The sequence below is a fragment of the Pseudomonas sp. GW456-L13 genome, from assembly GCF_017350115.1.
GTDB lineage: Bacteria > Pseudomonadota > Gammaproteobacteria > Pseudomonadales > Pseudomonadaceae > Aquipseudomonas > Aquipseudomonas jessenii.
Map to the genome: position 1 here is coordinate 2,556,930 of NZ_JACNAS010000002.1, position 13,071 is coordinate 2,570,000.

Here is a 13,071-nt window from a genome sequence, read left to right on the forward strand (position 1 = left end):
TTGCTATGTGTGGCTAAACGCTGTAAATCTTTTTGGGAGCGAGCTCGTTCCCACAGGTTGCGGTATCAAGGCAACTCTATCCCGCCTGATGCCTTGTGCAGTTTGCGCAGGTGTTCACCAATCTGCTTCACGTTGGCCTCGTTGGCGGCCATTTCGGCGGCGCGGCCTGGTTCAAGCAATGCCCTCACTTCCTTGTCCAGATCCCCGGACAGCGCCAGGAGCTGCTTCTGGCGCTGGCTGCTTTCCGATTCCAGATGCTCCCACTCGCTCGGTTGCGGCAGGCCATAACCCTTGGTGCCCAGCAGTTCTGCCGGTCGGCTGAGGAAACCACTGTTGGCCAGAATGTCCTTGAGCGTCTCGTTGGCCTTGTCCATGCCGCCATTCTTTAGTTCTCGGGCGCCAAGATAGCGCTGCTTCACTTCATCCTGGGCCAGCAGCAACTGCTGACGGAAGCTGGCTTGTTCCAATAGCAACAACGCCGCGCTGGTGCGCAAATCGGCCTGCTCGAACCATTGCCGACGCTCTGCCGCTTTCAATTCGAGCCAGTCTTCGACGGTTTCCTGTTTGATCGGCAAGTGCTTTTTCAGGATCTCGAACATCGCCTGATAACGCTCGCGAAAGGAGTCGAAACGATAACCCAGGCGCAAGGCTTCTCGTGGGTCGTCCAGCACACTGGCGTCCGCCAGTCCGCGGCCCTTCAGCACTTCGAGCAAACCGTTGGGCATGATGTTGTCGAGTCCCACCAATTGCGGGTTATTGGTGCCGCCACGCAGTAACTTCAGCTCTTCCACCGCGCAGTTGTTCGACAGGAAGAAGTAGTTGCCGTCGTAGCTCCAGTGCATCTCGGCGGCACGTCCGACCACGTCTTCAATCTCTCTGCGCGACAGGTTCAGGGGCACGGAGGCCAGGCTGCGCAGTTCGGTCTTGGTGTATTCGTCGATGACCTGGGATAGCGGCAGGATAAACAGTCGCGACGGGTATTTACCGACCAGGCCATCCCAGCTCGACAGCTGCACGTCGCCGACGAAGGCGCGGTAAGACAGCACCAGATGCTGGTCCAGATCCAATCGGCAATCCGGTCCGCGTGGTCGGCCTGGCGCGCAGATCACCAGGCGCAACATGCTGTGACCCCAGCGGCTGAACAGGTTCTGGTTGGCCTCGGCCAGCAGATAGTCAACGGCATAGACTCGCTCCGGATCGACCTGGCCCAAAGGTGTCTTGGCGAAGTCGCTGCCGGCATTGAGGAACGCGAAGGTCTTGCTACAGGTGTCTTTGGCGGCAGGCGCCCAGCCGAAATGTTCCTGGTAGTAGCGATACAGCGAGGGACGGCGGCAGGCGTAGCTCGGGTCGAGGAGGAAATACTCCATGTTGACCGCGACGAACTCCTTTGGACTGCTGGTCTCGTAGATGTCCGGGCTGCGGGCAATCTGGCGATTGTGCTGTTCGCGTTCACCGCGACGGCCTACGTATTGCTGCCAGCCGGCGAGGTCGAGCAGACGCGGATCGTCACTGAGGGTAAAACGCCGATCGGACTGGCCCCGGCACTGGTCGGGAATGCCAACCAGCCCTGAGCTGTTGTTGCGCTGGGTGCAGCGCTGAATCAGCTTGCGTTCGGCATCCGGCCACAGGCGCGAGCGATCGTAGATGTGAGTCAGCTCGTGCACCACCGTGGCCAGCATTTCCCGGCGCACGGTGCCATGGGGGCGAAGGGTTTTCTTGGTCGCGGCGCTGCCATCGGTGAGGCTGGCCAGCAGGTTGCGGTTCAGATCGAGTTCGGACACCAGTGACGCCTGACCGTAGGCGTTGCCCGGCATGTCATCCGTCCAGTCGACGTCGATGCGTCGATCGAGTTGCTCGATAAAGCGTGGCGGCAGTGCCTGCATGGCTTCATCGAGCAACGCCTGGCTGGCTTGCTGTTGCGCGGGAGTCAGACCTTCGGTCTTGAGCTGTAATTGAAGGCCAGCGTGGGCCGTGTTGCCGAGCAGCAACATGGCCCCGGCCAGCAGCCAGGCACCTTGACGCTTCACAGTGCGAGGATGGCTTCGGCGAGATCCTGGTCACTGGCGTCACGAGCTTCCGGCACACGGGTACGCAGTAAATCGAAGGCGGATTCCAAGTGAGCGCCACGAATGTCGCCATTGCTGGCAACGAAACTGGCGGCATCGTCCTGGGCTTCGCGCACGATTTTCGAATCGCGAATGGACGTAGTGGTGTCGGAGGTGAAATCGAGGGTGCGCTGGGTAGCACGGATCAGAATATTACTCGTGGCAACCAGAGTATGTGCCTGGGCCACATCGGCCAACAGCAGCAGACCTAAGGTGGCAGCAATCAGCGGGTTACGCATGGAATGACTCCAGAAAAAACAGGGATAACTATTGGACGAGAATTGCTTGTGCCAGTTCAAGGTCGTTGGCACGAAGTTTTGCCTGGGTCCGACGCAGATACCGCAAGGCAGACTCCAGTCGTGCGCCTCTCAGTTGGCCGTCACTGGCAATGAATGCCGCGGCGTCATCATGGGCAGCGAGCAGCAGTTTATGGTCGAAGGGGGCGGAGGTCACCAAACTTGTGGCGTAACCGCTGGCGACGATGCCTTGGGTGGACAGGTTGAAGGCGTCATAAGCGTGGGCCGATCCGCAGTAACCAAGGGTAAGAAAGGCTGGAGCGATCAAGAAACTTGAAGGAAAACGCATGAGACTCGACAGTTGAGAGTGAGTCCCAAGGCTAGCGCAAGGCCCGTTCTAGAGCCAGCGCCGAAACATTGGGGCACGTCGGGCGTGCCCCATGCCTTGTGCAGTCGTTTAGATCGTCAGGATCGCCTGCGCCAGTTGTGCGTCGGTTGCGTTCAGCTGTGGCGCCTGGCGGTGAATGTGGTCGATGGCGCTTTCCAGTTTCACTCCGCGAATGGAACCTTCGCTGGCGACGAAACTGGCGGCGTCATCACGGGCCGCGAGGACGATCTTGTCATCCTTGAAGGACGACGATATGACGTCGGAGGTCGCATCGGATGTGGCTTTGAGCGCGTTAACTACAGCGTCGGTGGTCACGATGAAGCTGGTTGCGCTGGCATTGGCTGCCACGGCAAACAGGGCTGCAGCGCTGAGCAGGCGGAGACGGGACATGGGTAACTCCTTTGGGTAAACCAGTTGAAAAATGGCGCAGTGTCTGCAAAGTCAGACGCCAGGCGCTTGGCGCTCGCCACGTTCTGACTTGATATTAGGCCTGAGTGTGTCAGTTCGAACAGCCCGTCATGCAAACAGGCAGTCAGCGCCAGAACGGTTTATCCAGTTCATTGATGCGCTCAGCGTCGCTGATGCCAAGATCCGATAGCTGACGATCATCGAGTTGAGCCAGTAAACGTCGTGTTCTCGCCCTTTCCAGGCTAGCGAAGAATCCTGTCAGCAGATCTCTGACCCAGTGCAGGCAAGGTCTTGATCGAAATGATGGGGTCGAAACATCCTGTAAAGAACTCATGGCGCGTTCCCTGTCCTGATAAGTGGAGGGCTCCATGCTGACACCGGTCGAATATCCGTTGCAGACACACTGCGACGATATTGTACTCATCCAGTTTGTCGTTTTCGCAAACTGTACTGGTGTTCAGGGTTCCCTACTGTAAACGCGGATTTGACAGGCCAAAACGACAAAACCCGTCGTGGCTTCCCACGACGGGTTTTGTTTTTTCAATTCGGGTTGCTGGCGGTGGACCTTCAGGTCAGAGCCAGCGACGCTAACTTAGCGCCAGAACGGCTTGCTCAGCTCTTCGTAGCGTTGTGCTTCGCTAATCCCAGCGTCAGCCAGCAGACGCGAATCCAGACGAGCCAGTTGATGGCGGCTGGTGATGCGGCGCTGCCACAGCATCAAGTTGGCGATAACGCGCAGAGGCAGGGAAGCCTGGGTTTTTGCAGCGGTGTCTTCGAAGAACAGTTCGGAACTGAGTGTACGTTCCATGGTTTTCATCCTTCCGCTTATGGCGGGATTAGGTAGTGGCTTAACTGGTGCCCATGATCCTCTCGTTTGCCTAGTCTCTGTAGATACAGTTCACCTGTATTGTGCGAGCTCAGTTAACTGTTTATAGGGGGTGTACTGGTCGAATTTGAGGCAACTGTACCTGTCTGCACTGTTAAGGTGCAAATCTGCTGTTTTGACTCGACGAGGTAGGAGTTTTCCTTAGGAAATGACCGGTACAGTAGTACAGTTTTTTCCATAATGTGAAGCAGCAGGAGCAAGCTGACGAAACTGTGTTTGCGTCAGCTGCTATCTGTACCAATTACTTGTTCAGCATTTGCCCGGTTTCTTCCAGGTTGATGTGCCAGCTCAGGGCATCACGCAGGATGTGCGGGGTGTGCCCGCCGATGGCGCACGCAGTGGTGAAGTAATCATTCAGCGCCTGGTGGTAATCCGGGTGCACGCACTTGTCGATGATGACCCGGGCACGCTCCCGAGGCGCCAGGCCTCGCAAGTCTGCCAGGCCCACTTCGGTCACGAGGATGTCGACGTCATGTTCGGTGTGGTCAACATGGCTGACCATCGGCACCACGCTGGAGATCGCACCGCCCTTGGCGATCGACTTGGTCACGAACACGGACAGGTGTGCGTTGCGCGCGAAGTCGCCCGAGCCGCCGATGCCGTTCATCATCCGCGTGCCGCAGACGTGAGTGGAGTTGACGTTGCCATAGATGTCGAACTCCAGTGCCGTGTTGATGCCGATGATGCCAAGGCGGCGCACGACTTCAGGGTGGTTGGAGATCTCCTGCGGACGCAGAACCAGTTTGTCCTTGTAGCGCTCCAGATTGCCGAACACGTCGGCATTGCGCCGGCTCGACAGGGTGATCGAACTGCCCGAGGCAAAACTCAGCTTGCCCGCGTCGATCAGGTCGAAGGTCGAGTCCTGCAGCACCTCGGAATACATTGTCAGGTCTTCGAACGGTGAGTCGATCAGGCCACACATCACCGAGTTGGCGATGGTGCCGATACCGGCTTGTAGCGGGCCGAGCCTGTTGGTCATGCGCCCGGCTGCCACTTCCTGTTTGAAGAAGTCGATCAGGTGGTCGGCAATGGCTTGGGTCTCGACGTCCGGCGCCAGCACAGTGGAGGGCGAGTCAGCCTGGTTGGTGACCACGATGGCGACGATTTTTTCCGGTGGAATCGGGATGGCTGTGCTGCCAATGCGATCGTCGACCTTGACCAGCGGAATCGGTGTACGGGTCGGACGGTAGGTCGGAATGTAGATGTCGTGCAGACCTTCGAGATTCGGGTTGTGCGCCATGTTGATTTCGACGATCACGTGCTTGGCGAAAATCGCGAAGCTGGCCGAGTTGCCGACCGAGGTGGTTGGCACGATATGCCCTTGCTCGGTGATCGCCACGGCTTCAATCACGGCAATGTCCGGCAGCTTCAATTGCTGGTTGCGCAATTGCTCCACGGTTTCCGACAAGTGCTGGTCGATGAACATGACTTCGCCGGCATTGATCGCCTTGCGCAGAGTGCTGTCGACCTGAAACGGCATGCGCCGCGACAGCACGCCAGCTTCGGTCAACTGCTTGTCGAGGTCGTTGCCCAGGCTTGCGCCGGTCATCAGGCTGATCTTGAGCGGCGTGACCTTGGCACGCTCGGCCAGCGCCTGGGGGACGGCCTTGGCTTCGCCTGCGCGAGTAAAGCCACTCATGCCGACGGTCATGCCGTCCTCAATCAGAGCGGCAGCGTCGGCAGCGCTCATCACTTTGTCCAACAACGAAGGCAGGCGAATACGGTCACGGTACATGGATTGTTATCTCGGGTAACAGGTAGCAGGACGTGCAGTCTAGTGAATTGCGCCGGCTTCTGTCCCGCTACCAAGGTCGCAATCGAGGCGTCTATTCCGGGTCTTTCAAGCAAAACACCGTTACCGGATCGGTAACAAAAGGATAGTTTGTCCGACGATTTGCGCAAACAAAAACGCCCCGACGAGTCGGGGCGTTCCGTGTGCCGCAGAGGGTTACTCGACGGCTTTGACCATGTCTTCGATGACCTTTTTAGCGTCGCCGAACACCATCATGGTCTTGTCCAGGTAGAACAGTTCGTTGTCCAGGCCGGCGTAGCCGCTGGCCATCGAGCGCTTGTTGACGATGATGGTCTTGGCCTTGAACGCTTCGAGGATCGGCATGCCGGCAATCGGCGATTTCGGATCGTTCTTCGCGGCCGGGTTGACCACGTCGTTGGCGCCCAGCACCAGTACCACGTCGGCCTGGCCGAACTCGGAGTTGATGTCGTCCATCTCGAACACCTGGTCGTAAGGCACTTCGGCCTCGGCCAGCAACACGTTCATGTGGCCGGGCATACGACCGGCAACCGGGTGGATCGCATACTTCACGGTCACGCCGCGATGGGTCAGCTTCTCGGTCAGCTCTTTCAGCGCGTGCTGCGCACGTGCCACCGCCAGACCGTAGCCCGGCACGATGATCACGGTGTCGGCGTTGGTCAGCAGGAAGGTCGCGTCGTCGGCCGAACCGGACTTCACCGGACGGGCTTCCTTCGAACCCGCCGGGCCGGCCGCGTCCGCCGTATTGCCGAAGCCCCCGAGCAGCACATTAAAGAAGGAGCGGTTCATCGCCTTGCACATGATGTACGAGAGGATTGCACCGGACGAACCTACCAGCGAGCCGGCGATGATCAGCATCGAGTTGTTCAGCGAGAAGCCGATGCCCGCCGCTGCCCAGCCGGAGTAGCTGTTGAGCATCGACACGACCACGGGCATGTCCGCGCCGCCGATCGGGATGATGATCAGCACGCCGAGCACGAAGGCCAACGCCAGCATCACGCCGAAAGCGGTGTAGTCGCCGGTGAGCATGAACGTCACGCCCAGGCCCAGTGTGGCCAGGCCCAGCAGCAGGTTCAGCTTGTGCTGGCCACTGAACTGTACCGGTGCGCCCTGGAACAGGCGGAACTTGTACTTGCCGGACAGCTTGCCGAAGGCGATCACCGAGCCGGAGAAGGTGATTGCACCGATGGCGGCACCGAGGAACAGTTCCAGGCGGTTACCGGCCGGGATCGCGTCACCGAGTTGCTTGACGATGCCCAGCGACTGCGGCTCGACCACGGCAGCCACGGCGATGAACACCGCGGCCAGGCCGATCATGCTGTGCATGAAGGCGACCAGCTCCGGCATCTTGGTCATTTCAACGCGTTTGGCCATGATCGAACCGGCAGTGCCGCCGATCAGCAGGCCGACGATCACGTAGACGATACCGTCTTGAGCCAGTTCGGCACCGAGCTTGTAGATCAGGCCGACCGTGGTGAGGATCGCCAGGCCCATGCCGAGCATGCCGAACAGGTTGCCACGGCGCGACGTGGTGGGGTGCGAGAGGCCCTTGAGCGCCTGGATGAAGCAGACCGAGGCGATCAAATACAGGGAAGTAACCAGGTTCATGCTCATGCTTGCTGCACCTCAGCCTTGACTGCTTCAGCTTTGGCGGCCGGAGCTTTTGCCGGCGCTTTCTTCTTGAACATTTCCAGCATGCGGCGGGTGACCAAAAAGCCACCGAATACGTTGACCGCGGCCAGGGCCACGGCCAGGGTGCCCATGGTCTTGCCCAGTGGCGTCACGGTCAAAGCCGCTGCCAGCATGGCACCGACGATCACGATCGCCGAGATCGCGTTGGTCACCGCCATCAACGGGGTGTGCAGCGCAGGCGTGACGTTCCAGACCACGTGGTAACCGACATAGATCGCCAGCACGAAGATGATCAGGTTGTAGATACCGTCAGAGATCAGCATGTCTTCCATTGTTTTTATCCTCAGCCGTTCTTGCGCACGATCTGGCCGTCGCGGCACATCAGGCACGCGGCGACGATATCGTCTTCAAGGTTGATCACCAGTTGTCCTTCTTTATCGAACAACAGTTTCATGAAGTCCAGCAGGTTGCGGGCGTACAGCGCCGAAGCGTCAGCCGCCACGGCGCTGGCCAGGTTGGTCGGGCCCACGATGGTCACGCCATTTTCGACGACCACCTGGTCGGCCACGGTCAGCGGGCAGTTGCCGCCCTGGGCGGCCGCGAGATCGATGACCACCGAACCCGGTTTCATCTGGGCCACGGTTTGCGCGCTGAGCAGCGTCGGTGCCTTGCGGCCCGGAATCAGCGCGGTGGTGATAACGATGTCCGCCTGCTTGGCGCGTTCGTGCACGGCCGCGGCCTGGCGCTGCATCCAGCTGGCCGGCATCGGGCGGGCGTAACCGCCGACACCGACGGCGCATTCGCGCTCTTCATCGGTCTCGTAGGGCACGTCGACGAACTTGGCGCCGAGGGATTCGATCTGTTCTTTTACCGCAGGACGCACGTCAGACGCTTCGATCACCGCCCCCAGGCGCTTGGCGGTAGCGATGGCCTGCAAGCCGGCCACGCCGGCACCCAGGATCAGCACGCGCGCCGCTTTCACGGTGCCCGCTGCGGTCATCAGCATTGGCATGAAACGCGGGTAGTAGTGCGCGGCCAGCAACACAGCCTTGTAGCCGGCGATGTTGGCTTGCGACGACAGTACGTCCAGGCTTTGGGCGCGGGAGGTGCGCGGCGCAGCTTCCAGGGCAAAGGCGGTAATGCCGCATTCGGCCATTTTGGCGATGGTTTCATTGCTGAACGGATTGAGCATGCCCACCACTACGGTGCCGCTCTTGATCAGGGCGAGCTCGCTGTCGCTGGGCGCGACCACCTTCAGAATCAGCTCGGCACCAAACGCATCGTTGGCGCTGCCAATGCTTGCGCCTGCCGCTTCATAGGCACTGTCGACAACGCTGGCATTGATGCCGGCGCCGCTTTGTACAGTGACCTTATGGCCCTGGCCGATCAGCTTCTTGATGGTTTCCGGGGTTGCAGCAACCCGTGTTTCACCGGTCTGGGTTTCGAGAGGAACACCAATGTGCACGTCAAATCTCCTGCGTGATCTTATTGAGTAAACCCATGCACTACGGATGGTGCGGCTGGGGCGGCCGATCAGCACGATCCCGCCAAATCAGGGCGGGGCGCGGCATTTTGCAGGCGAACTTTGTGCCCTTCAAGGGATTATGACGGGTGACGGAAAATTAACTACAAGTCACCCCGTGACCGAATGTCGCAACCAACCGGCTCAATCCCTTGCAGACCGTGCTTTTCAAGGATTCTGGCCGAAATTGAAGAATTTACACATCGGCCGTATGAATGATGCGGCATTGCCTCGAAATAGTGGCGCAAAGCCGCGTCATCAGGCGCTTGTGGGACGTTTGTACGACTTGTCGATACAGTTTGCTGCCATGCGACAAATACGTATATCTGTAGGGCTTTTATTTTGCTGACTACGGGGTCAAGTAACCTTGTAGAGCCTTTATCCCTCTAGGCTGTAGCTGTACGCCTGATTTACCAACCAGTCGCGAAATGCCCTTAAAGACGCGGATTCGACCTTTCGCTCAGGAATCATCAGGTAGTAAGCCTTGATACTGGACAGGGCTTGGGGGTTGGCGATCACCAGGCGTTTCTCTTTCAGCTCCCTTTGAATCAGGAACGGCGGAATCAGGGCAATGCCCATGTCGTGCATGGCTGCCTGGGCGAGCATGGAGAATAGCTCGTAGCGGGGGCCCGTCATGTCTCGCGGGACATTCAGGTGTTGGGAGTCGAACCATTGGCGCCAGGCATAGGGGCGAGTGGTTTGTTGCAGAAGAGGCAAGTCGGCGATTTCCCCGGGCGTCAGACTGGTCTTGTTTCCGAGCAGGTTGGGGCTGCAAACGGGCATCGGATTTTCACCCATCAGCCTGTGGGATTCTGTACCCGACCAATCCGCGTCGCCGAAGTAGATGGCGGCATCAAAATCCGTGTCGGCGAACAGGAACGGCCGCGTGCGGTTGGTCAGGTTGACCGTCACTTCCGGGTGTTTCTGCTGGAAATCCTTGAGTCGCGGCAGCAGCCATTGGGTGCCGAAGGTCGGAACTACGGCCAGTTCGATCACGTTGGTGCCCTGCTGGCCCATCACGGACAAGGTGTCGCGCTCAACGGCATCGAGCTGAGTGGCCACCCGACGGCTGTAGGAGAGTCCGGCTTCCGTCAGCTTGACCCCGCGCCGCGAGCGTCGGAACAGTTCCACACTGAGGAACTCTTCAAGGCTGGCAATCTGTCGGCAAATCGCTCCCTGGGTCAGCGAAAGCTCCTGGGCGGCCTTGGTGAAGCTCTCGTGGCGCGCCGCGGCCTCGAAGCTGATCAGGGCGGTGGTGCTGGGTATCTTTCTGCGCATGTACGTCAACCTCACTAATGCATCGCATAAAAGCTCTTTTGCGACGTTTCGGAGTGAGAAATTAGCACAACAGTATGCAAAATCCTCGTTTGCCGTCGCGCCGATCCAGGCCTAGGATCAGTCCACGTTATTTGACCCGATTCGAGAGGACACACTCATGGGCGGTAAAGCTAGCTTCAACTGGATCGATCCCCTGCTGCTGGATCAACAGCTCACTGAAGAAGAACGAATGATTCGCGACACGGCTGCGCAATTCGCTCAGCAAAGCCTTGCGCCGCGCATCCTCGAAGCTTTCCGTCATGAGAAGACAGATCCGGCGATCTTCCGCGAAATGGGCGAGGTCGGCCTGTTGGGCGCAACCATCCCCGAGCAATACGGTGGTAGCGGCCTGAACTATGTCAGCTATGGCCTGATCGCCCGTGAAGTCGAGCGCATCGACTCCGGCTATCGTTCGATGATGAGTGTGCAGTCCTCGCTGGTGATGGTGCCAATCAATGAATTCGGTACCGAAGCGCAAAAGCAGAAGTACCTGCCGAAACTGGCGTCGGGCGAGTGGATCGGCTGCTTCGGCCTGACCGAGCCTAACCACGGCTCCGACCCGGGCGCGATGATCAGTCGTGCGCGCAAAGTGGAAGGCGGCTACAGCCTTACCGGCAGCAAGATGTGGATCACCAACAGCCCGATCGCCGATGTGTTCGTGGTTTGGGCCAAGGACGATGCCGGTGACATTCGCGGCTTCGTTCTGGAGAAAGGCTGGAAAGGTCTGAGCGCTCCGGCGATTCACGGCAAGGTGGGCCTGCGGGCATCGATCACCGGTGAAATCGTGATGGACAACGTGTTCGTTCCGGAAGAGAACATCTTCCCGGACGTCCGTGGTCTGAAAGGTCCTTTCACTTGCCTCAACTCGGCACGTTACGGCATCTCCTGGGGTGCGCTGGGTGCAGCCGAGTTCTGCTGGCACACCGCTCGCCAGTACACCCTGGATCGTCAACAGTTCGGTCGCCCACTGGCCGCTACCCAGTTGATCCAGAAGAAGCTGGCCGACATGCAGACTGAAATCACCATGGCGCTGCAAGGCTGCCTGCGACTGGGTCGTATGAAGGACGAAGGTACCGCTGCGGTCGAAATTACCTCGATGATGAAGCGCAACTCTTGCGGCAAGTCCCTGGATATCGCGCGCATGGCTCGCGATATGTTGGGCGGCAACGGCATCTCTGATGAATTCGGTGTGGCGCGTCACCTGGTCAACCTGGAAGTGGTGAACACCTATGAAGGTACTCACGACGTCCATGCACTGATCCTCGGTCGTGCGCAAACCGGCCTCCAGGCGTTCTATTAAGGAGAACGTCCATGGGCGCGCTATCGCATCTACGGGTACTGGATTTATCGCGGGTGCTGGCCGGGCCTTGGGCCGGGCAGATCCTGGCCGACCTTGGCGCTGAAGTGATCAAGGTCGAGCGTCCGGGTAACGGCGATGACACGCGCGCCTGGGGGCCGCCGTTCCTTAAAGACGCTTATGGCGAGAATACCAGCGAGGCTGCTTATTACTTGTCGGCCAATCGCAACAAGCAATCTGTCACCATCGACTTCACTCGCCCTGAAGGGCAGAAGCTGGTGCGTGAACTGGCGGCCAAGTCGGACATCCTGATCGAGAACTTCAAGGTCGGCGGTCTGGCGGCTTATGGCCTGGACTATGAAACGCTGAAGACGATCAATCCGGATCTGATCTATTGCTCGATCACCGGGTTCGGCCAGACCGGTCCTTATGCCAAGCGTGCGGGTTATGACTTCATGATCCAGGGGCTCGGCGGCCTCATGAGTCTGACGGGGCGACCTGAGGGCGAAGAGGGTGCGGGGCCGGTGAAGGTTGGCGTGGCGCTGACGGACATCCTCACCGGGCTGTATTCGACTGTCGCGATCCTGGCTGCGCTTGCGCATCGGGATCACGACGGCGGTGGTCAGCATATCGATATGGCACTGTTGGACGTACAGGTGGCTTGTCTGGCCAATCAGGCAATGAACTACCTGACGACAGGCAACGCGCCTAAGCGCTTGGGTAATGCTCACCCGAACATCGTGCCTTATCAGGATTTTCCTACGGCGGATGGCGATTTCATCCTTACCGTCGGGAACGATGGTCAGTTCCGCAAGTTTGCGGAAGTGGCCGGGCAGCCGCAGTGGGCGGACGATCCGCGTTTTGCCACTAACAAGCTGCGGGTGGCAAACAGGGCAATACTGATTCCGCTGATCCGCCAGGCGACGGTGTTCAAGACTACCGCTGAATGGGTGGCGCAACTGGAACAGGCTGGCGTGCCATGCGGGCCTATCAATGACGTGGCCCAGATGTTTGCCGATCCTCAGGTCAAGGCACGTGGGTTGGCTATCGAACTGCCGCATGCGCTGGCCGGGATGGTGCCTCAGGTGGCGAGCCCGATTCGATTGTCGGAGACGCCGGTTGAGTATCGTTTTGCACCTCCTCTGCTGGGTGAGCACACGCTTGAAGTTTTGCAGCGTGTGTTGGGTCTGGATGCCGGGGCGGTGTCCGCATTCAAGGCTTCTGGCGTTCTCTGATAGGTCTCTTCTATATAGAGGGTGTTTCGGCTCCTCTATATAGGCGCCCTTTAGGGCGTTTTGCTGCTTTCTGCAGCTTATTGATAGAAAACCTAAATCAGTGCTTGACGGCAGATTCCAGGTGTCTATAATTCGCCCCACTTCCGGCGCAGTCGAAACGGAAAACTCCTTGGTAAACAAAGAGTTACGCAGTTTTCGGCAGCAGGTTGCTTCAGTTCATCGAAGCACAAAGGGGGGTGAAAAAGAGGTGTTGACAGCAGCGTGTAACGCTGTA

Annotated in this window: 13 protein-coding genes; 2 read left to right on the forward strand and 11 right to left on the reverse strand. The window is 58.9% G+C overall.

The window, feature by feature from the left end:
* Nucleotides 1-65 precede the first annotated feature (65 nt).
* The 11 genes from J4D25_RS25910 to J4D25_RS25960 form a co-directional block, all read right to left on the reverse strand.
* Nucleotides 66-1,991 (reverse strand): DUF4105 domain-containing protein, encoded by a 1,926-nt coding sequence (locus J4D25_RS25910; protein WP_219733309.1) that lies wholly within the window; start codon nt 1,989-1,991, stop codon nt 66-68.
* 32 nt (nt 1,992-2,023) lie between these two features.
* Nucleotides 2,024-2,344: a DUF2388 domain-containing protein gene (locus J4D25_RS25915; protein WP_057712574.1), complete on the reverse strand. Its 321-nt coding sequence runs from the start codon at nt 2,342-2,344 to the stop codon at nt 2,024-2,026.
* A gap of 28 nt (nt 2,345-2,372) precedes the next feature.
* Nucleotides 2,373-2,690, reverse strand: coding sequence for a DUF2388 domain-containing protein (locus tag J4D25_RS25920; RefSeq protein WP_057712573.1), 318 nt, complete (start codon nt 2,688-2,690; stop codon nt 2,373-2,375).
* A 108-nt stretch (nt 2,691-2,798) separates the two neighbouring features.
* Nucleotides 2,799-3,119 carry a DUF2388 domain-containing protein gene (locus tag J4D25_RS25925; RefSeq protein ID WP_057712572.1) on the reverse strand — a complete coding sequence of 107 codons (321 nt, stop codon included), beginning with the start codon at nt 3,117-3,119 and terminating at the stop codon, nt 2,799-2,801.
* 142 nt (nt 3,120-3,261) lie between these two features.
* Nucleotides 3,262-3,471 (reverse strand): DUF1127 domain-containing protein, encoded by a 210-nt coding sequence (locus J4D25_RS25930; RefSeq protein WP_079246815.1) that lies wholly within the window; start codon nt 3,469-3,471, stop codon nt 3,262-3,264.
* A 258-nt stretch (nt 3,472-3,729) separates the two neighbouring features.
* Nucleotides 3,730-3,945: a DUF1127 domain-containing protein gene (locus J4D25_RS25935; RefSeq protein ID WP_008018491.1), complete on the reverse strand. Its 216-nt coding sequence runs from the start codon at nt 3,943-3,945 to the stop codon at nt 3,730-3,732.
* A 319-nt stretch (nt 3,946-4,264) separates the two neighbouring features.
* A complete protein-coding gene (locus J4D25_RS25940) occupies nt 4,265-5,758 on the reverse strand; it encodes an acetyl-CoA hydrolase/transferase family protein (protein ID WP_057712571.1) in 1,494 nt (497 codons plus the stop codon).
* Nucleotides 5,759-5,971: 213 nt separating this feature from the next.
* On the reverse strand, nt 5,972-7,408 hold the full coding sequence (locus tag J4D25_RS25945) for an NAD(P)(+) transhydrogenase (Re/Si-specific) subunit beta (RefSeq protein WP_057712570.1): 1,437 nt from the start codon (nt 7,406-7,408) through the stop codon (nt 5,972-5,974).
* Nucleotides 7,405-7,758 carry an NAD(P) transhydrogenase subunit alpha gene (locus J4D25_RS25950; protein ID WP_057712569.1) on the reverse strand — a complete coding sequence of 118 codons (354 nt, stop codon included), beginning with the start codon at nt 7,756-7,758 and terminating at the stop codon, nt 7,405-7,407. The genes J4D25_RS25945 and J4D25_RS25950 overlap by 4 nt, the downstream gene beginning before the upstream one ends.
* Before the next feature lie 11 nt (nt 7,759-7,769).
* Nucleotides 7,770-8,891: a Re/Si-specific NAD(P)(+) transhydrogenase subunit alpha gene (locus J4D25_RS25955; protein WP_057712568.1), complete on the reverse strand. Its 1,122-nt coding sequence runs from the start codon at nt 8,889-8,891 to the stop codon at nt 7,770-7,772.
* 435 nt (nt 8,892-9,326) lie between these two features.
* Nucleotides 9,327-10,226 (reverse strand): LysR family transcriptional regulator, encoded by a 900-nt coding sequence (locus J4D25_RS25960; RefSeq protein ID WP_057712567.1) that lies wholly within the window; start codon nt 10,224-10,226, stop codon nt 9,327-9,329.
* 157 nt (nt 10,227-10,383) lie between these two features.
* On the opposite strand from J4D25_RS25960, the gene J4D25_RS25965 reads away from it, so the two are divergent.
* Together J4D25_RS25965 and J4D25_RS25970 are read left to right on the forward strand one after the other, a co-directional pair.
* A complete protein-coding gene (locus J4D25_RS25965) occupies nt 10,384-11,565 on the forward strand; it encodes an acyl-CoA dehydrogenase (protein ID WP_008053124.1) in 1,182 nt (393 codons plus the stop codon).
* Nucleotides 11,566-11,576: 11 nt separating this feature from the next.
* Nucleotides 11,577-12,797 (forward strand): CaiB/BaiF CoA-transferase family protein, encoded by a 1,221-nt coding sequence (locus J4D25_RS25970; protein ID WP_057712566.1) that lies wholly within the window; start codon nt 11,577-11,579, stop codon nt 12,795-12,797.
* Nucleotides 12,798-13,071 lie beyond the last annotated feature (274 nt).